The 16,430-nt window shown below is 62.7% G+C and carries 16 protein-coding genes; 6 read left to right on the top strand and 10 right to left on the bottom strand.

What is annotated here, in order from left to right:
• Positions 1–80: 80 nt before the first annotated feature.
• From JWZ97_RS13960 to JWZ97_RS13940, 5 genes are all read right to left on the bottom strand, one after another.
• A complete protein-coding gene (locus JWZ97_RS13960) occupies positions 81–788 on the bottom strand; it encodes an alpha/beta family hydrolase (protein ID WP_205430331.1) in 708 nt (235 codons plus the stop codon).
• A gap of 191 nt (positions 789–979) precedes the next feature.
• Positions 980–2,911, bottom strand: coding sequence for a hypothetical protein (locus JWZ97_RS13955; protein WP_205430329.1), 1,932 nt, complete (start codon positions 2,909–2,911; stop codon positions 980–982).
• A 26-nt stretch (positions 2,912–2,937) separates the two neighbouring features.
• The gene (locus tag JWZ97_RS13950; protein ID WP_205430327.1) at positions 2,938–3,381 is read right to left on the bottom strand and encodes a putative lipoprotein; all 444 of its coding nucleotides are present in this window, start codon (positions 3,379–3,381) and stop codon (positions 2,938–2,940) included.
• A 93-nt stretch (positions 3,382–3,474) separates the two neighbouring features.
• A complete protein-coding gene (locus JWZ97_RS13945) occupies positions 3,475–6,579 on the bottom strand; it encodes an efflux RND transporter permease subunit (RefSeq protein ID WP_205430325.1) in 3,105 nt (1,034 codons plus the stop codon).
• Entirely contained in the window at positions 6,579–7,610 is a 1,032-nt protein-coding gene (locus tag JWZ97_RS13940) for an efflux RND transporter periplasmic adaptor subunit (RefSeq protein WP_205430323.1), read from the bottom strand. The genes JWZ97_RS13945 and JWZ97_RS13940 overlap by 1 nt, the downstream gene beginning before the upstream one ends.
• A 151-nt stretch (positions 7,611–7,761) precedes the next feature.
• Here JWZ97_RS13940 and JWZ97_RS13935 point away from each other — a divergent pair, with 151 nt between their 5' ends.
• Positions 7,762–8,031 carry a zinc-ribbon domain-containing protein gene (locus JWZ97_RS13935; protein ID WP_205430321.1) on the top strand — a complete coding sequence of 90 codons (270 nt, stop codon included), beginning with the start codon at positions 7,762–7,764 and terminating at the stop codon, positions 8,029–8,031.
• 33 nt (positions 8,032–8,064) lie between these two features.
• Here JWZ97_RS13935 and JWZ97_RS13930 read toward each other — a convergent pair whose 3' ends face one another.
• Positions 8,065–8,916, bottom strand: coding sequence for a TIGR02281 family clan AA aspartic protease (locus tag JWZ97_RS13930; RefSeq protein WP_205430319.1), 852 nt, complete (start codon positions 8,914–8,916; stop codon positions 8,065–8,067).
• A gap of 84 nt (positions 8,917–9,000) precedes the next feature.
• Positions 9,001–9,888, bottom strand: coding sequence for an AraC family transcriptional regulator (locus JWZ97_RS13925; RefSeq protein WP_205430317.1), 888 nt, complete (start codon positions 9,886–9,888; stop codon positions 9,001–9,003).
• 112 nt (positions 9,889–10,000) lie between these two features.
• On the opposite strand from JWZ97_RS13925, the gene JWZ97_RS13920 reads away from it, so the two are divergent.
• Genes JWZ97_RS13920 through JWZ97_RS13910 form a run of 3 tightly spaced genes read left to right on the top strand, consistent with a single transcriptional unit; the run spans position 10,001 to position 11,485 of the window.
• A complete protein-coding gene (locus tag JWZ97_RS13920; protein ID WP_205430316.1) occupies positions 10,001–10,552 on the top strand; it encodes a carboxymuconolactone decarboxylase family protein in 552 nt (183 codons plus the stop codon).
• A 25-nt stretch (positions 10,553–10,577) separates the two neighbouring features.
• A complete protein-coding gene (locus JWZ97_RS13915; RefSeq protein ID WP_205430314.1) occupies positions 10,578–11,309 on the top strand; it encodes an NAD(P)H-dependent oxidoreductase in 732 nt (243 codons plus the stop codon).
• On the top strand, positions 11,306–11,485 hold the full coding sequence (locus tag JWZ97_RS13910) for a hypothetical protein (protein WP_205430312.1): 180 nt from the start codon (positions 11,306–11,308) through the stop codon (positions 11,483–11,485). Before JWZ97_RS13915 ends, JWZ97_RS13910 begins: the two co-directional genes overlap by 4 nt.
• 103 nt (positions 11,486–11,588) lie before the next feature.
• Here JWZ97_RS13910 and JWZ97_RS13905 read toward each other — a convergent pair whose 3' ends face one another.
• The 3 genes from JWZ97_RS13905 to JWZ97_RS13895 form a co-directional block, all read right to left on the bottom strand.
• Positions 11,589–12,209: a glutathione S-transferase family protein gene (locus tag JWZ97_RS13905; RefSeq protein ID WP_205430310.1), complete on the bottom strand. Its 621-nt coding sequence runs from the start codon at positions 12,207–12,209 to the stop codon at positions 11,589–11,591.
• A 180-nt stretch (positions 12,210–12,389) separates the two neighbouring features.
• Positions 12,390–12,971, bottom strand: a complete 582-nt coding sequence (locus tag JWZ97_RS13900) for a TetR/AcrR family transcriptional regulator (RefSeq protein ID WP_205430308.1) — start codon at positions 12,969–12,971, stop codon at positions 12,390–12,392.
• Positions 12,972–13,356: 385 nt separating this feature from the next.
• Positions 13,357–13,593, bottom strand: coding sequence for a hypothetical protein (locus JWZ97_RS13895; protein WP_205430306.1), 237 nt, complete (start codon positions 13,591–13,593; stop codon positions 13,357–13,359).
• 88 nt (positions 13,594–13,681) lie between these two features.
• Between JWZ97_RS13895 and JWZ97_RS13890 the strand changes: the two genes are divergently transcribed.
• Entirely contained in the window at positions 13,682–15,217 is a 1,536-nt protein-coding gene (locus JWZ97_RS13890; protein WP_205430305.1) for an AbiV family abortive infection protein, read from the top strand.
• 733 nt (positions 15,218–15,950) lie between these two features.
• Positions 15,951–16,397 carry a hypothetical protein gene (locus JWZ97_RS13885; RefSeq protein ID WP_205430303.1) on the top strand — a complete coding sequence of 149 codons (447 nt, stop codon included), beginning with the start codon at positions 15,951–15,953 and terminating at the stop codon, positions 16,395–16,397.
• Positions 16,398–16,430 lie beyond the last annotated feature (33 nt).

Genomic DNA, 16,430 nt, shown 5'->3' with positions numbered 1-16,430 from the left:
TGTCTAGAACCTCTGCGGCGCCTGGCCGCCAGGCCGAAGCCGGTTACCCGGGCGGGCACGGTGAGCGTCCGAACGCGCCGTCATGCGCCCGTGTTGCAAGTATCACGGGCGCCGATCCAGGACGTGATCGCCGAGGCCGCCTCACTCCACACATCCCCTTGGCTTATTCCGGCCAACTTGGGCACTTTGAAGGAATGGTCACCGCCATCGATGAGGTGCAGGGTGACGGGGGCCGGAATGCGCGGCAGTTCGGATTCGAGCACGTCCAGATCGCACAAGGCATCCCGCGTGCCTTCCACGAACAACACCGGGCAGGACAGCGACAGCCGGGCCCAATGTTCCACCCTAAGCTTGTCGACCTGTCTGGCGGGATGCAAGGGGTAGCCGAGAAAAATCAGCCCCTGGCTCGACTCCCCCTGCGCCGCCAGATGGGACGCCACCCGCCCGCCCATGCTCTTGCCGGCCAGGTACAGATTTTTCGGCGCCAGTTGCGCGTCTTCCCGCACCGCGCGTATCACCGCCCGCCAGGTGTCCTCCAGCAAGGGCATCCGGTCCGGCGCCTTGCGGCCCAGTTCCTTGTACGGAAAGTTGAACTTCACGCTGAGCAAACCGGCTTCGGCGAAGGCCTGATGGAAATGGCTCATGAACGGATGATCCATGTCGTTCCCGGCCCCATGGGCCAGGATGACGGCGCTCCCCTCCGCTCCCCGGTAATCGTCGGGTCTGGCCCAGACCGACGAAATCCGAATGTCGGGGGTGATCTGGATTTTGCGAAGTTCTTGTTGCATGGGGGCGTCGGCGTTTCGATCTCGATTTTGATCCGGGGAGCGGTTCGCGGTGCGGGGTGGCGGAAACAGGATACCTAATTCCTGACGGAGGTCGGTGTCGGCTTTCGATTCTAATCAGGGTTTAAAGGGGGTTGGTGCCGCCCCAGGACAGAACGCTATCGGAGCTTCCCCGGCTTCCATCGTTGCAGGGCTCAACTGCCCGGACTCATCCGCGTGAGGTAGGGAAACGAGCCTTTGCGGATATTGAAGAAAAACAGTTCCGGGATGCTGACGAACACGCCTTTCAGGCTCAGCCGCAGGTTTTCCCCGGAATCCCAGGGCAGGGCGAGCAGGCCGGTCAGGGTTTGCCCCAGCGCGACGGCCAGATTGATGCTGCCGAGCAGGGGCCGGTTCCACACGGTGTCCTGGGTGAAAAACAGAAAGGCCGCGTCGTCGCCGTGCCAGCGATAAATCGCCGAGCTCAGCACGTTGGATTCCTGCAGATTGACCAGCCAGGGTGCGGCCCGGCGATACTCCTGCGATAGGTAGACGTCACGGTAGGCCGGCAGATCGGCGCTGGAGCGCACGCGATAAGCGTCCCCCACGCTTGCGTAGGCGACGAAGGGGACTAGGTTCGCGCCGGTTTCATCGACATAGCCGCCCAACAGCCGTTCTGATTCGGCCCGCACGCGCGCCAGTTTTGCGTCCGGGGCGTCGGCTCCGCCGTTTTCGTCCAGCCGTCCGGCGATGGCTCCATTGATGACGCGGAAGATCTCCGTCACGCAGTTGCGGCTTATCAGCTTGTAAGCGTACAGGGACATCAGCTTGGCGGTGTAGGCGTCCCTCTCCGCCGCGAGGGATAGCCGATAAGCCGCGAGCTGGCCGGCCGCAAGCGGCAGCGCGATCACACCGGCGGGCGCGGCGCGGGCGGGTGTGGCGCCGGCCGGCAGGGGGCGGATCGGACGGGCTTGGGCCAGGCTCTGGCGTATTTCGAGAAACAGATTGGCGGATTCTTCGAGCCGGGCATAGCGGCGTTCGTCCGGCGCTTGCCCACCCGTCAGCTCCGATTGGGCCGACGCATAAACCGCTCGGGCCTGATCGAGCAGGCCGGCCTTGACTCCGCCGCCTGCCTCTTCGTTCGCGGCGGTCCCCCCGCCGGCCTGGAAGCGGTCGAGTATCGCCAGACGGCCGGTCGCGATGGAGCGATCCAGGGCATGCAGGCGCGCCAGTCCGACCAGGAAGGGATAGCCCCAGTCGGCGCGCTCGCTACGCAACAGGCCGAGCAAGTCCCCAGTCAGTGTTTGCCGGTAATTTTCGAGCGCTGCGAGCGCCGCGCGGCTGAGCCGAAATTCGGGGCTGTCCGGCTGGAGGATCGCGTCGGGGCATGGCGCTCTGCCCTGCTCCAGCACGTCCAGGGCGGCGAGGTCGGTCAAGGCATCGGCATAGCGTTGAGAAAAGGAATAGCCGGCGGGCGAGAAACGGTCCTCCGCCATTTCCGACGCGGCCGGGCCGGACGACACCGGCCCGAGGGCCAGCAAGCGGGCCCGGGTTTCCTGCCGTTTTCGGGCCAGGAAATTCTGGCCGTAAAGCGAGGCGGCGGCCGCATGCAGTCGGCGCGTCGAATCGGAGGCGCTCGGCGCTTCCGCTGGCATCGGTTGCGGGCCGGTCTGCTTGGGCCGGGTGTGGAAATAACCCAGGCCCTTCAGCTCGACCGTCCGGGGAGGGGCCGCCAGCAGGGCGTCCAGCAGGCGGATATCTTCGTCCATGGCGTCGAGCGCGGCGTAGTGTTCGTCCTGGATGAGCAGGCGCCGGTTGAAGGTTGCGTCGAGCCAGGCGACGGTTTCTTCCGGGGCCTCGATGCGATGGACACGGATCGTCCGGTTTTCCCGGTCACCGTATTCGAAGCGGAAGCGGCCGTAACTTTCCTTGGCGATGCGCAACAGTCCCGGCGGCACATGCTGAAAATGGAAGACCTCGTCGCCGAAGCGGATGGCCGCGTGGCCGCCGCTGGCCGAGCCCTCGTTGGCGTTGATGTAGAGGAATTCGAACGTGCCGGAGGCGCCGAGCGTAGGGCCGGGCAGGCACAGCGACAAAGTCAGGATGAATGCCGGACAGGCGCGCGCGAGCCGCCGGGAAAAGCGCATGTCCGGATGATCTCTGGAGGCGGGCCTTATTTGCTCAGGCCTTCTTCGATCGCCTTCCTTTTCATCGGGTCCTCGCCGCCCAGGCTTTCCGTGAATGCGGAGACTTGCGGCTTGCCGAGCTTGGCCTTGTGCAGGCCGCGGCCTATGCCGACATAGGTGGCGTGGTCGTTCTCCCAGTCGGTGATGCCGTTCCGCTCCGCGAGCTTACCCAGCTTGTCCCTGAAACTGTCGAGGTCGCCACTGGACGAAACCACGAACTCCGCCGTGTAGTCGGCGACGTCCTTCTCGTATTTTTCCCCTTTGGTTTCCGAGGAGTCGGAGCTCGATTCCAGCGAACTGGATGTCAGGGTGAACAGGCCCTTGGAGCTGTCCGAGGAGCTTTCCGAGCTTTTGGAAAAGGAACATCCGGCCAATAGGGATGCGGCAAACACGGCGGCGAGGGGAGTCGATACTATTTTGAGCTTGTTCATGGTCCTCGATCTCGGTCGGTTAAACGGCGTCGCCCTAATATACCGGGGCTACGGGTAAATGCCAGAAAGCCCGCTCGGCCCCGGGCTTGTTTGCTAGGGCTGCTTGGGCAAGGCGCGGGCCTCGAACCGGCCGAACCGCCACAAGACCGCCGGCAACACCAGCAGGTTGAGCAGGGTCGATGAAATCAGGCCGCCGATGATGATGGCAGCCATGGGGCCCATGATTTCGCGGCCTGGGTTGTCGCTGTCGACGGCGATGGGCAGCATGGCCAGCGCGGTGACCAGCGCGGTCATGAGGATGGAAGGCAGCCGCTCGCGCGCCCCGCGTATCGCCGTGGCCATTTCCCAGGGCAGGCCTTCCTTTTGCACCAGATGGCGGTAGTGGGAAATCAGCATGATGGCGTTGCGCACGGTGATGCCGAACAGGGTGACGAAGCCGACCATGGCGCCCAGCGACAGGCTGGCGCCGGTGGTCAGCGCGGCCAGCACGCCGCCCAGCAGTGAAAAAGGCAGGTTGATGACGGTGAGCCAGGTGTGGCGCAGGCTGCCGATGGCCAGGTAGATCAGGGCGAGTATGCCCGCTCCGGCCAGCAGGGCGTGGACGGTGAGCTTGCGCCTCGCCTCGCCCTGTTCGACCGCCGCGCCGGTCAGCTCCGGATAAAGGCCGGGGCCGAGGTCGATGTCCTGCTTCAGGCGTTCTTTCAATTCCTCGAGGAATCCGTCCAGATCGCGCCCCACCACGGCGCAGGTGACGGTCTGCAAGCGCCGGCCGCCGCGATGCAGGATGTTGTAGCGCCCGCCGGTCTGCTGGATGTCGGCCACCTGCCCCAAATCCAGCCATTGTCCCGCCGCGCTGCGCAGCGGCAGGGCGGCGACGCCGTCGGGCTGGCGGCGCTGTGCGGGCGGCAGGATCACGCTCAGTTCGTGGTAGCGCTGCTGCTCGTATATCTTGCCGACGACGCGGCCTTCGTAGCCCACCTGGATGACGTCGGCCAGCTCCAGCGGGCGGATGCCCAGCGCGGACAAGGCGTCCAGATTCGGCCGCACCTGCAGCAAGGGTGCGCCGGGCGGGGAGCGTACCTGCACGCCGGCCGCGCCTTCTATTCCGCGCATCAGGGCCGCGACCTGCAAGGCCTTGGCGTCCAGCTCGGCCAGGTCGCTGCCGTAGAGGTTCACCGCCACCGGGGCGGTGTAGCCGGACAGGGTTTCGTCCACCCGCTCGGTCAGGAAGGTATTGGCCTCGAACTGGATGCCGGGAAATTCCCCCAATATGTCCCGCAGGCCGTCGAGCACCGCCTGCTGGCCGGCGCCGTCGAGCTTGGGGCTCAGCCTCACCTCGTATTCGCTGTAATGGCTGCCATAGGTGTCGGCGCCGCGTTCGGCACGCCCGGCCCATTGCGAGGTCGATTCCACGCCGGGGATGGCGCGGAACTGTTCGGTCAGCCGCCCGCCGACGCGCAAGGATTCCGTCAGCGAGGTTCCGGGCAGGCTGCTGGTATGCACGATGAAATGTCCCTCGCGCAGTTGTGGCAGGAACTCGCCGCCCAGGCCGGGCGCGAAAGCCAGACCGACCACGCAGCTCAGGGCGCTGAACAGCATCACCCTGCCCGGTGCGCCGGTGACGCGGCGCAGCAGGCGGGCATAGAGCGGGCTCAGCAGGCGGATCAGCGGCGGCTCTTCGGGATTGCTCGTGCGCCGGGCCAGCAGCAGGTAGCACAGCGCCGGCGTCACGGTCAGCGCGGTCAGCAGCGACATCAATATGGCCAGGATGTAGGCCTGGCCCAGCGGGGCGAACAGCCGGCCGGCCACGCCTTCCAGGGTGAGCAGCGGGATGAAGCTGAGCGCGACGATGAAGCTGGCGTAGACCACCGAGCCGCGCACTTCCAGCGAGGCTTTCAATACCACCGTCAGGGCTTGCTTGGGCTTAGCCGAGGCACGGTTTTCCCGCAGCCGGCGGAAGATGTTTTCGGTGTCGATGATGGCGTCGTCCACCACTTCGCCCAGGGCGATGGCCAGCCCGCCGAGGATCATGATGTTGAGGTTGACGCCCAGTTCCAGCAGGACGATGACGGCGCCCAGCAGCGACAAGGGGATGGCCAGCGCCGAGATGAAGGCGGTGCGCACGTCGAACAAAAAGGCGTAGAGCACCAGCACCACCAGGAAGCCGCCGATCAGCAGATGGCCGCTCAGATTGGAGAGCGAGCGTTCGATGTAGTCGGCCGGGCGGAATAGATGCGGATGCAGGCGGATATCCTGCTTCGCCAGCGCGGGCTCCAGTTCCGCCAGGGCGGATTCCACCGCGCGGGAAACGCTCAGGGTATTCGCGCCGTACTGGCCTATCACCATCAGCACCACGCCCGGTTCGGCGCCGACCGAGGCCGCGCCGATCGGGGGCCTGGGTGCGGCGGCGAGGGTGGCGATATCGCCCAGCTTGACGGTGACGCCGTCGCGCTGGCGCACCGCGACCTGGCGCAGGCTCTCGACGTCGTCCGGCAGGCCGGCCACGCGCAGGCTGATGCGCTGGTTGCCGTTTTCCACGAAGCCCGCGCCGGGCATGCCGGCGGCCTTTTCCGCGGCGCGCAGCACCTCGTCCACGCTCAGATCCAGGCGGCGCAGTTTTTCCGGGTCGAGCTGGATCTGCCATTGCTTGATCTCGCCGCCGAACACGTTGACGTCGGCGACGCCCGGCACGGCCATGAGACGCGGCACCAGGGTCCAGTCGGCCTGGGCGCGCAGCTCCATCAGATCGACGCGCGAGGAGGTCAGGCCCAGGGTCATCACCGTGGCGGAAGACGAGGACAGCGGCGTGACCACCGGCGGGCCGGCGCCCGGCGGCAATAGGCCGGTCAGCAGCGCCAGGCGCTCGCTCACCATTTGCCGGTCGCGGTATTGGTCGCTGTCGTCGTCGAACAGCACGGTCACGACCGACAGGCCCTGTAGCGACTCCGAGCGTATCGATTCCAGGCCCAGCAGGCCGGCCAGGCTGCGCTCTATGGGCTGAGTCACCAGCAGTTCGACCTGCTCCGGCGTAAGGCCCGGCGCTTCGGTCTGCACGATCACCCGTTTGCCGGCGAATTCGGGGAAGATGTCCAGGCTGCTCGTGCGCAGCAGATAGCCGCCGTAGGCCAGCAGGACCAGCGCGAGCGCGACGATCAGCCCGGCGCGCTGCAGGGCGAAGCGAACCAGGGACGCCAGCATCAGTCGTCGTCCTCGTCCGGGATGAAGCGGCGCAGTTCCTCGGACAAGAGGGTTTGGGCGCCGGACACGACGACGCCCTCGCCCGCCGCAAAGCCCGTCTTGACCAGCCAACGGTCGCCGCGTTGCTGGCGGGCGTCCAGCGGGCGGCGGACGAACCGATCGTCGCCGGTTTTGACGTAGACCCAGGGACGTCCCTCGTGCCAGATGACCGCCGAGGGCGGCATCGCCACGCCCTCGCTGGCCTCGTCGGCATTCGCCAGCCAGGCCTCCAGACGCTGGCCGGCGCGCCACTGGAGATTCTCGGCCAGGTAGAACCAAGTGCCTCCCTGTGCGCCGACGTCGATGCGCGGCGCGGCCGAGATCAGGCGGGCGGTGCGGGCCGAATCCGCCAGCCCGGGCGCGGCGAGGCGCGCCTGCGCCGGCGGGGTTTCCACGCTCGCGGTCAGCAGTATCAAGCCCTGTTTGCGCGCCAGCAGGGCTTGATACAGGGCGCTTTCGTTCTCTATGGTCCGCCGGAACAGCGTTTCGCCCCACTGCTGCAGGGCCGTCTCGCGGATTTCCCGCAATCGGTTGCGCGCGGCTTCCAGGCGCGCCAGGTCGGCGGAATGCTGTGCCTCGGCCTGGTAGAGTTCGCGCGCGGGGATGATGGCCTCGCGGTGCAAATGGCTCAGGCGCTGCAGATTCTTTTCGGCGACCCGCTGCGCCGCCTCGGCGATGTTGACCTCGGACTGGGCCGCCCGGTACCGGGCGCGCTCGCCGAACAAGGCCTGCAGGTCGAGCACGGTGGCATAGGCCTTGGTTTCGCTATGCCATGAGGCGGCGTCGAGCGGCTCCGTCTTGATGCCGGCCGCTTGCTGGCGCGCCGGCGGCAGGTTCAGCGTAAACGCATCGCCGCCGGCGGGAGCCGGCGCCGATGCGGTTCGCGCCGGTGCGGGAGCGTCATCGTCGTCGTCCCTGGGCGCGCCGGAAATCCAGGGCGTAAGGCAAACGAGCGCCAGCAACAGCGTCGGTCGGAGGAAGGCGGGGGTCATCGGGCTGGGGAGTCGTGAAGTCGCTATCGGTCGGCCATCTTACGCAAACCTCCCCGGCCGCTCCAGCCGGCATATGGAAAGGGTAGGCGCATTACGCTATTCTCTTGCGCGCCTGGCGCGCGCCGTCATTGCTCTAGATCGAGGCTGTTTTATGTTCTGTCGTTACTGCGGAAAACAATTAAAAGACAACGCGGTCGTCTGTACGGGCTGCGGCCGTCCCGTCGATGGTCCCACGGGCAAGAAGTGGTCTATCGCCACCGTGCTCGGCCTGATCGCCATCACGGTATTCGTTCCCCCGGTTGGCTTGATATTCGGCGTCATCGGCATACGCAACGAGGCCCGCAAGGTGCAGGGCGCCGTGCTCCTCACCGTATCCATCTTCATGTCGCTCTTGTTGCTGGCGATCGTCCTCGGCCTGTAAGTTTTCGGAATTTCTCCGCCAGGGAGGGCGCGGCTATTCGCCTTTAAGGCAGTTCAGGGTCTTCTGGTCGATGACCTTGCTGTCTCCCATGCATTCCTTGACGGACTTGCGGAAGCTGACATCCGGCTCCGGTTGGTTTTCTTCCGCGGTATTCCCCGCTTTGGCCGGATCGTAACTGAGCACCAGCGTGCCGTTTTCCTGGCTGAACTGCAGCAAACTCAGCGCATTCATGCCCAGCAGCGCGAAATCGTCCTGCATGGCCGGGTTGATCATGGCCGCCACCTGGCGTATCTCGATGCGCCCCAAGGTTAGGGTGTCCAGGGCGGTTTCGTAGGCCTGCACGATGCCTCCGGCGGTTTTGACCGTGACGGGGCGCCCGCTCTTCAGCCCGATCCGCCGGGCGATCTTTTCCGGAATCACCACGGTGCTGGCGCCCGTGTCGGCCATCATGCGTACGCTTTTGCCGTTGATGAGGCCTTGGGTGAAGTAATTGCCGCTACGGTCGCGTGCCAGCACTTCCCGGACCACGGTGGGCGGTGGAGGCGGCGCCATTTCCGGTTCGACCGGAGCCGGGGGGACGAAGCGGGGCGTCGGGGCGGCTTCGGTCGGACGCAACGGGATGGCTTTCATTTCCGGTAATTCGGCCCGGGTGTCTGCAGGGTCTGACGGAGCCTCCGATGCGGTCGGTGCAGGGGGGGCCGGTTTAGGCGGGGCGCACAGCCGGCTGATGCCGATCACGGCGACCACCGCAACCAATACCCAGAGCAAAGCCTTGGACAGGGTGAGCGCCGGCTGGGGCGGCCGATGCCGACTGGCGATGCGCTGATAATCGAACGAGGTTTTGCCCTGGCCGGAAGAGGGCTGCGGTCGGTTGGGTGTTCCCATGAGCGGTGGTCTCCATAGTGTGGGCGCGGGCCAAGTATAGTGGCGTCGGCGTAGCGAGGTACCGCCCCGAACGCGGGCCCGGTCTCACGTCGGTGCGGCCTGGCCCATGGCCTGCTCGCGCCGGCGCCGGAGGCTGCCCGGCCCGCTGCCGTGAGTGCGTTTGAACGCCCTGCGGAACGCGGTTTCCGATGCATAACCCAAACGCTCCGCCACCATGGCGACGCTCAGCCGTTCTTCCGCCAGCCAGCGCTCGGCCAGCAGCATGCGCCAGGCGGAAAGATAGGCCAGTGGCGGTTGCCCAACCAGGGCGGCGAATCGCTGGGCGAACGCGGTGCGGGACATGCAGGCTTCCTTCGCCAGCGTGTCCACCCGCCAGGCCCGCTCGGGGGCCCGGTGCAGGGCGGCCAGGGCTCGGGCGATTTTCGGGTCGGCGAGGCCCGCCAGGATGCCTAAGGGTTCGGTCGCCGTTTCGAGGTAGCGGCGCAACATCATGACGAACAGGACTTCCGCCAGGCGGTCGAGGGCGAGCCGGCTCCCGCTCTGTATCCGATCCGCCTCGGACAGCATGAGCGCGGATAGCGCCGTTAACTGGGCAGCGCTTTGCGGATCGTCCGCCGCGGCCATGACGAGCAGGTCCGGCAAGGCATCCACTATGGGATTGGTGCTGCCCAGGCTGAATTCGAAATAGCCGCAGAGCAGCGTGGTGTATTCCTCGGCGCCTTCGCCACGGAGTCGGTGGGGCGTATTCCGCGGCAGCAAGACCAGATCGCCGGCACGGAGGGGCATGCTTTGACCGGTCTCCGGGAGTTCGAGCCGGCAGCGCCCGGACCCCAGGATGTGAAAGGAGGCTCGCCGTTCTTCCGAGGAGTCCAACTGCCATCCGCCGCAGAAGCTGGCGTGGTGGTAGACCCGTGCCCGCAAGCGGATCACGGTCAGCATCGTGGACAATAGGTCGTCTGAACGATCGATCATGAAATGTGGACGATCCGGGCTATTTCGTTCGCGTGGCCAAGCCTAGCATGTTCCCCGACAGTGCGGATACCGCCATCCGTGCACCGGTTCAGACAGTGCCCAGGAGAAAATCATGACCACGTTCACGTTCTACCAGCCTGACAACGCCCCCGCCGCCGCACGCGCCGTTTTGGCGGCGGTGCAGCAAGAGCTGGGCTTCATTCCCGGTCTTCTGGCGGGGCTTGCCGAGTCTCCCAGTGCGCTCAAGGCCTATCTGCAACTGACCGAACTGCTCGACCAGTCCAGCCTGAGCCCGGCCGAACGCCACATCGCCGCGCTGTCCGCCAGTGTCGAAAACCGTTGCGACTACTGCGTGCCCTTCCATACCCACCAGGCCCGTTCGGTCGCCGGTTTGGACGGCGCCGTCATCGACGCGGCCAGAGCCGGAAAAGAGCTTCCCGACCCGCGCCTCGATGCCCTGGCGGTTTTCACCCGGACGGTGGTGCAAAAGCGCGGCTGGGTCACCGAAGGCGCCGTCGCCGCCTTCCTCGAAGCCGGGTTCAGCCGGGCCAATGCGCTGGACGTGGTGCTGGCGGTCACGCTGAAAACCTTGTCGAACTATTCCAACCGGATCCTGCGGACGCCGCTGGACGATGCGTTTGCAGACGATGCGTGGGCGGCCTGAAGGAAACCGATACTGGAGAACCATCATGCGAGTCTTCATCGTCCATGCTCACCCCGAGCCGGGCAGTTTCAATGGCGCGATGACCAGCGAGGCAAAGGCCGTGCTTCGTGCCGCCGGGCACGAAGTGGTGCTGTCCGACCTTTATGCCATGGGGTTCGATCCGGTTTCCGACCGGCGCAATTTCCTGACCGTCCGCAATCCGGACCGTTTGAAGCAGCAGGACGAAGAGGAATACGCGAGCGAGCAAGACGGATATATCCCGGCACTCCAGCTTGAGATGGACAAGCTCGCCTGGTGCGATCTGCTGATCTTCCAGTTTCCCCTTTGGTGGCTGGGCATGCCGGCCATACTCAAGGGCTGGGTCGACCGGGTTTTCGCGGTCGGCCGCGCTTACGGCGGCGGTCGATATTTCGACCGCGGCATATTCGCCGGAAAACGGGCCCTATGCTCGGTGACCGTCGGCGGTCCGGCGCCCGCTTATTCGGACATCGGCATCTACGGACCGATATCGTCGATTCTGTTCCCCATCCATCACGGCATACTGGGATTCGCGGGCTTCACCGTGATCGAACCCTTTGTCGTCTACGGCCCCGCGCGCATGGGCGAGGAAGCGCGCGCCGCTTGCCTGGCGAGCTACGGCGAACGATTACTCGCCGCGGGAACGGCACCGGCGATACCCGGCCCCCGTGTCGCGGACTATGAAGGCTTGGTGTTGAAGGCGGCGCTCCGACCGAAGGGCGGAGCGGATGCGGATTGAACCAGGCCCATGCGGCCTTCATTCCGTCTGCCGCCTCACTGCTCCATTTCTACACGCCCGATCGGCAGACGTTTTACCGGCGACAGGGATGGCAAACGATCGAGGACTCGACCGTAAACGGTGAAGACCTGAGCATCCTGGCCAGCCGCCCGATGCATGACGCCGTGGGGCTTTGAAATCAGGGCGGAGTCGAGTGGTGCGGTTCGCCCCGACCGGGAATGCGTCGGTCGAAAAACCGGCGCGTTCCCGTGCGATGGCTGGCTTACCGCGGTATGCGGATCACGCGGAGGGTTCGGTAGCAGTCCAGGCCGGCAGTTGGCGGATTTTGCCGAACCAGGCATGGATGTGTTCGTATCCGTCGAGCGGGTAGCGGGCGGTTTCGGCGTACATCAGGACTGCCGCGACCGAAGTGTCCGCCACGGTCAAGGTATCGCCCACCAGCCAGGAGTGCTGCGCCAGATGGTCGTCCAGTACCTTGGCGGCGCGGACGAACTTCTCCGTCGCTTTCCTGATCTCCTCGCCATCCGCCTCGCCCTGACCCAGCAGCGGTTTGAGCACATTTTCGTAGATGAATACGCCGCTGGGCGGTGCCCAAGTGGTGGATTCCCAGAACTGCCAGCGCAGGATGTCGGCGCGGCTGCGGCTGTCGCGGGGAAACAGGGAGGTATCCGCCGCTTTTTCGCCGAGGTACTGGACGATGGCGTTGGACTCCCACAATGAAAAGTCGCCGTCCACCAGGGTAGGGACTTTGCCGTGGGGATTGAGCCTTAAATAATCCGGCGCTTGCCCGGCTCCGGCCAAGATGTCGACCACTTGGGTCTCCAGTTCGATGCCGAGCAGGGCGGCGGCGATACGCGGTTTGCGGGCGAAAGGCGAGGCGGGATGATAGTAAAGCTTCATGGCTTGCTCCTGAGGAATTGAAGGGCGGCTGTTCTCGTTCACCGGAGCATTTGTCGCGGCGAACGGTTATAGCAGAACATACGTTCTGGAATTTGTAAATAATGACAGAACGTATGTTCTGATTGGGCTGGTCGGGACGCGGTAGGGATCGTGTAGCCGCCGCGGTGTTGCGGCGGCCGCTTAGTCGAGCGTCGACAACGCGACTTGGATCACGTTCGCTATCGTCGCCGGATCGGCCCCCGCCCGCGCCATCATGGGCAGCGCATGGAGCACGCCGAACAAAAAATCCGCCTCGCGTTGAACGTCGAAGCCGGCGGGCAGTTCATTCCCGCTGACGGCATTGACGAGCATGCGATGTATGCCCTTGGCCATGTGCTCGCGGATTTCGAGGATTTTGCCGGCAGTGGCCTCGTCGTGCAGTCCGGCTTCGTTGACCGAATTGAACACCAGGCAGCCCAGTTTTCCGCCGGGTTGCCGCGAAAACTCGGCCAACACGGCGAACAAGGCGCGAAGGTCCGCGAGCGAGGCTTCGGGGCGCTCGACGATATCCAGGAGGGGGCGAACGACGTTAGCTTGATAGTGCTGGAGTGCCGCCAGAAACAGGCCTTTCTTGTCGCCGAACTCGCCGTACAAGCCGTAGCGGCTGACCCCCGTGGCTGCGACCAGATCTTCGATGGAAGTCCCGAAATAGCCCTTGGCCCAAAACACCCGCATGGCCTTGTCGAGGGTTTCGGGCAGACTGAATTCGCGGGGACGCGCCATGGGGACGAGCGGAAATCGGGCTGGGAGCAAGGTCCGGCGATCATGGCACGGCCCGAACGCAAGGGTCAATGTATGGAGCCGCCGGTTCCCGTCCCCCGTCGCGATTCCACAGCGCGTCCCGCAACCTGGCCGACGCCCTTGAGCACCGATATTTCGGGCCACCTCAATGAACTTTGTTGGAGTGGGATACATCGGCCGGGCTCCACTATGCCGCCGCGCATTGCTATCGCCAGGTCAATGCGCCCCGCGACGGGGCCGAGTTTTGGTTCGCGCTGCACAGGTCCTTGGTGCCAAGCTCGGCCCAACCAGTCAGTCAGGATGACGGTTTTCCTCTAAGTCGAACTGGAGGCAAGAGTCTTCTACGGCCGTTTGCCAGGTTGTGCAGTCATATGCCTTCATAATGCAGCCGGCAAGTGTTCGGTCTTAACAGCCGTTCGTCTTTGCCGATACCGGTTAGTCTTGAAAGACCGCTTTTTTCAAAATCGAGCGAGTCGTTCGTGCGCACAGCCGCCGCCTGTATATATTCAAATTGAACGGCAGCTGATCGAAGTACTGCTGCCATTCCCGCTAACGCGCTGGCCGGCTCTCCTTCGGCCACACGTGGCCGTTGGTATTTATCCATCGAGTCGTCGCATTTAGAGACTGTATGCATAGGGTCGCCTAGTCAGTTATTATGGTTTCGACATATAGCTTTTAACTTGATGGTTTTGATGTCAGAACGCGTTGACCTAATTACAGCCCACAATGCCTGTATTACCCATGCAAAGAACCTCATAGCTTCTGCTCAGGCGGTACAGGCAGCCGAACAACCTCACATCGCCTATCACTTGGCAGTTATAGCCCTGGAAGAGTTGGGTCGCATGGAGCTTCTCGGCATCCAATCGATGGCCAGCAATAGGTCAGAAGAAGATGCGAACCGGCACGATAAACATATCCAGTCCCATGTGCAGAAGCTGTTCTGGTGCTTCCTTGGCCCTAGTTTCTCTAGTAAAAAGATCACCAATGAAGAGCTTGATTCCATCACACACCTTGCCCAAGAGCTGCACTCGAAGAGGCTGCAGGCTCTTTATGTTGATAAAGCCAGTGATGCCTTAGCAGTGCCTTCGGAGGTAATATCCATCGAAGAGTGCGAAAAAATCATCAAACTTGCTGAAGCTCGTTTAGCCATAGCGGAAGCGGAGAAACCAAGGTCTGAAGCAGAAATCTCTGACGATGACAATGGTACCATGCGGTGGTTTCTTGCGGCTGCCGACCACCCAGATAAAACAAGAGTTATATTCTCCGGCGCATCAATGGCAAAGCTACATGAACTGGCAAATGCTCGGAAATGGATACGTTGGTTGAAGAGTGAATTCGATAAGACAGAGGCCAAGAACCTCGCTCTAGCTGAAGCAGAAATAGCCAGAAGCCAAAATCTCCCAAACAGTGGGATGAAAAACAAATGGCGCATTCGGCTAAGGATTTATTCCGCCTCCCATTCTATCCGCCCCAAGACGCTCACAGAGTGGAACGAAAAAGTTCGATGGATAAAGCTCATTCCCGTTTCCAAAAGTAAGAATCAATTGATCGTTGAGCTAATCCTGAAGGACAACATACCGGTACAAGGGCTATGGCACTCTGCTTGGGGAGTCGCCAGGCATTTTGTAGCAGCTCTCAACATAGGGACCATGGGGTTCTGGTGGTGGAAGATGCCTGAGCAGGTGGATAGCTATTACGAGAGAATTGATGATCTAGAGAACGGGTATCAGATAAAGCTTACGAGAAGCCCTAGCCTGAAAGTTGATTGGGGCGATAATCGTGTTCTTACATCCGAAGACTTAGCACAGGTAATCAACTGCCTGGTTGCACTTCCAGGTCCAGGCGATGCTCAAAAACTGGTTCCTTATAACTATTACATTGGCGGGACTACCTTCCTTTCCTTGAATGATGTTCATTGGCAATGTGAGGATAACATTTTCGGAAATTTTCTGGAGTGCTTACGTAAGCTCATGGAGGAAACGGGAGAATGGAACCCTGAGGCACCATTTCCAGAAGCCCTTAGCAAGTTCGTTGACAATCTCATCACCAATACTGATGAGGACAAAGAGCGCCTGATAAATATTGCCAAGGCCTTTGATGCCAATGAAATGAATGAAGTTACAGTTACCCTCAAAGATGCCTCATTTATGAAGTTTTTCTGTGACGCTTATATTTTGATGAAAATATGCCCTAGGGCGCTAGAGCGCATCACTAAGGAGGCCAGGTAAGAAGTATTGTGATCCCCATTTGTGCGAGGCAACTCGACTCTTACATTCCTTCTGATTTTTCCTTTATTTCATAAAAACTCCTAACTATCAGCCGCATCCGAGGTGTTACGGTAGCTCGATTGGTTTGAGCCAGCGTCGGCTTTCTAGTACGTTGCGGACTCTCAATCCAGAGTTTCAGTGATCTGGGAGGACAGGCATTGACCGACTGTGTCAGTTCAAGGACATTCCCGCTGACATACCAGTAAGCCCCTGTTCGAGAAAATCAAAGGCCGGGCGCGAATGACGGCCCTGGCCGACGATGCGACGAAGGCCGTCAACAGATGAGCGTCAGTTCTCTGGATGGAACCGCCGTTCGAATGGCGGGTGCGCAGGGCATAACGGCCAGGGCTGGCTGTTAAGGGATCATAGAGGGAAGACCGCTAACGGGTTCCGCAAATACTGCCGTTTTAGACGACTAATTCGCCTGAGAAAAGCACCGCAAACCAAGGGCGGTGGCGCTTTCAGCGAGAGCGATCTCCTGGGTGAGCGAGGGAGCAATAGGCGAAGGCAAATTGAAAGGTACGCAGGCAACGGCAACTGGCCTGGCCCAGCTAAAGCACGGGTTAGTTCTGCTTCCGGAAATTGCCGAACTCGGCTTGTGGAATGCGCATGGCGGGAATATGCTCGCGGCGCGGATCGCCGGATGCCCTCGCGACCGGTGGCCGATGTGTCGCTCATCCTATCGGAGGTCGCCATGAACACCACGAATTCCAGGATTTTGCGTTTTGCCGGCGGGATCGCCGCACTGGCCCTGGCGGGGTTTTCCTCGCCATCGCCCGCGGCCGGCGATTGCTGGCTGGATATCTACGATCAGACGGATTTCAAGGGCAACCATGTTCGCATCGAAGGGCCGGCGGAACTCGCCAGCCTGGCCAAGTTGAACGGCGAGAACTGGGACAACCGCATCGACAGCCTGGTTGTGGGTCCCAAGGCCCAGGTGCTCGCCTATCGGCAGGAAAGTTTCAAGGAAGATACCAGCGGCCCCATCTATCACGGCGACGCCCTGAAAAACTGGAAGGAAAGTCCCAAGACCTATTCTGACGTCGAGATCGCTTTCGGCCCCGACCACAAGGAGCATCATCTGGGCGAGCTGAACTTTCACCACAACATCAATTCGCTGAAGATCAAATGCCTGCCTTGAGCGGGTGGCTTGTCGATCAGCCCAAGCAGGAGA

This window comes from Methylococcus sp. EFPC2 (assembly GCF_016925495.1).
Taxonomy (GTDB): Bacteria; Pseudomonadota; Gammaproteobacteria; order Methylococcales; family Methylococcaceae; genus EFPC2.
The sequence above is the reverse complement of the archived record's forward strand: the minus strand, read 5'-3'. Positions and strand labels throughout refer to the sequence as shown.

Excerpts from the sequence above, each read along its gene's own strand:
- JWZ97_RS13885 (WP_205430303.1), top strand. The coding sequence starts at position 15,951 with ATGAACACCACGAATTCCAGGATTTTGCGTTTTGCCGGCGGGATCGCC.
- JWZ97_RS13945 (WP_205430325.1), bottom strand. The coding sequence starts at position 6,579 with ATGCTGGCGTCCCTGGTTCGCTTCGCCCTGCAGCGCGCCGGGCTGATC.
- JWZ97_RS13900 (WP_205430308.1), bottom strand. The coding sequence starts at position 12,971 with ATGGCGCGTCCCCGCGAATTCAGTCTGCCCGAAACCCTCGACAAGGCC.
- JWZ97_RS13920 (WP_205430316.1), top strand. The coding sequence starts at position 10,001 with ATGACCACGTTCACGTTCTACCAGCCTGACAACGCCCCCGCCGCCGCA.
- JWZ97_RS13895 (WP_205430306.1), bottom strand. The coding sequence starts at position 13,593 with ATGGATAAATACCAACGGCCACGTGTGGCCGAAGGAGAGCCGGCCAGC.
- JWZ97_RS13915 (WP_205430314.1), top strand. The coding sequence starts at position 10,578 with ATGCGAGTCTTCATCGTCCATGCTCACCCCGAGCCGGGCAGTTTCAAT.
- JWZ97_RS13890 (WP_205430305.1), top strand. The coding sequence starts at position 13,682 with ATGTCAGAACGCGTTGACCTAATTACAGCCCACAATGCCTGTATTACC.
- JWZ97_RS13960 (WP_205430331.1), bottom strand. The coding sequence starts at position 788 with ATGCAACAAGAACTTCGCAAAATCCAGATCACCCCCGACATTCGGATT.
- JWZ97_RS13940 (WP_205430323.1), bottom strand. The coding sequence starts at position 7,610 with ATGACCCCCGCCTTCCTCCGACCGACGCTGTTGCTGGCGCTCGTTTGC.
- JWZ97_RS13950 (WP_205430327.1), bottom strand. The coding sequence starts at position 3,381 with ATGAACAAGCTCAAAATAGTATCGACTCCCCTCGCCGCCGTGTTTGCC.
- JWZ97_RS13925 (WP_205430317.1), bottom strand. The coding sequence starts at position 9,888 with ATGATCGATCGTTCAGACGACCTATTGTCCACGATGCTGACCGTGATC.
- JWZ97_RS13930 (WP_205430319.1), bottom strand. The coding sequence starts at position 8,916 with ATGGGAACACCCAACCGACCGCAGCCCTCTTCCGGCCAGGGCAAAACC.
- JWZ97_RS13935 (WP_205430321.1), top strand. The coding sequence starts at position 7,762 with ATGTTCTGTCGTTACTGCGGAAAACAATTAAAAGACAACGCGGTCGTC.
- JWZ97_RS13955 (WP_205430329.1), bottom strand. The coding sequence starts at position 2,911 with ATGCGCTTTTCCCGGCGGCTCGCGCGCGCCTGTCCGGCATTCATCCTG.
- JWZ97_RS13905 (WP_205430310.1), bottom strand. The coding sequence starts at position 12,209 with ATGAAGCTTTACTATCATCCCGCCTCGCCTTTCGCCCGCAAACCGCGT.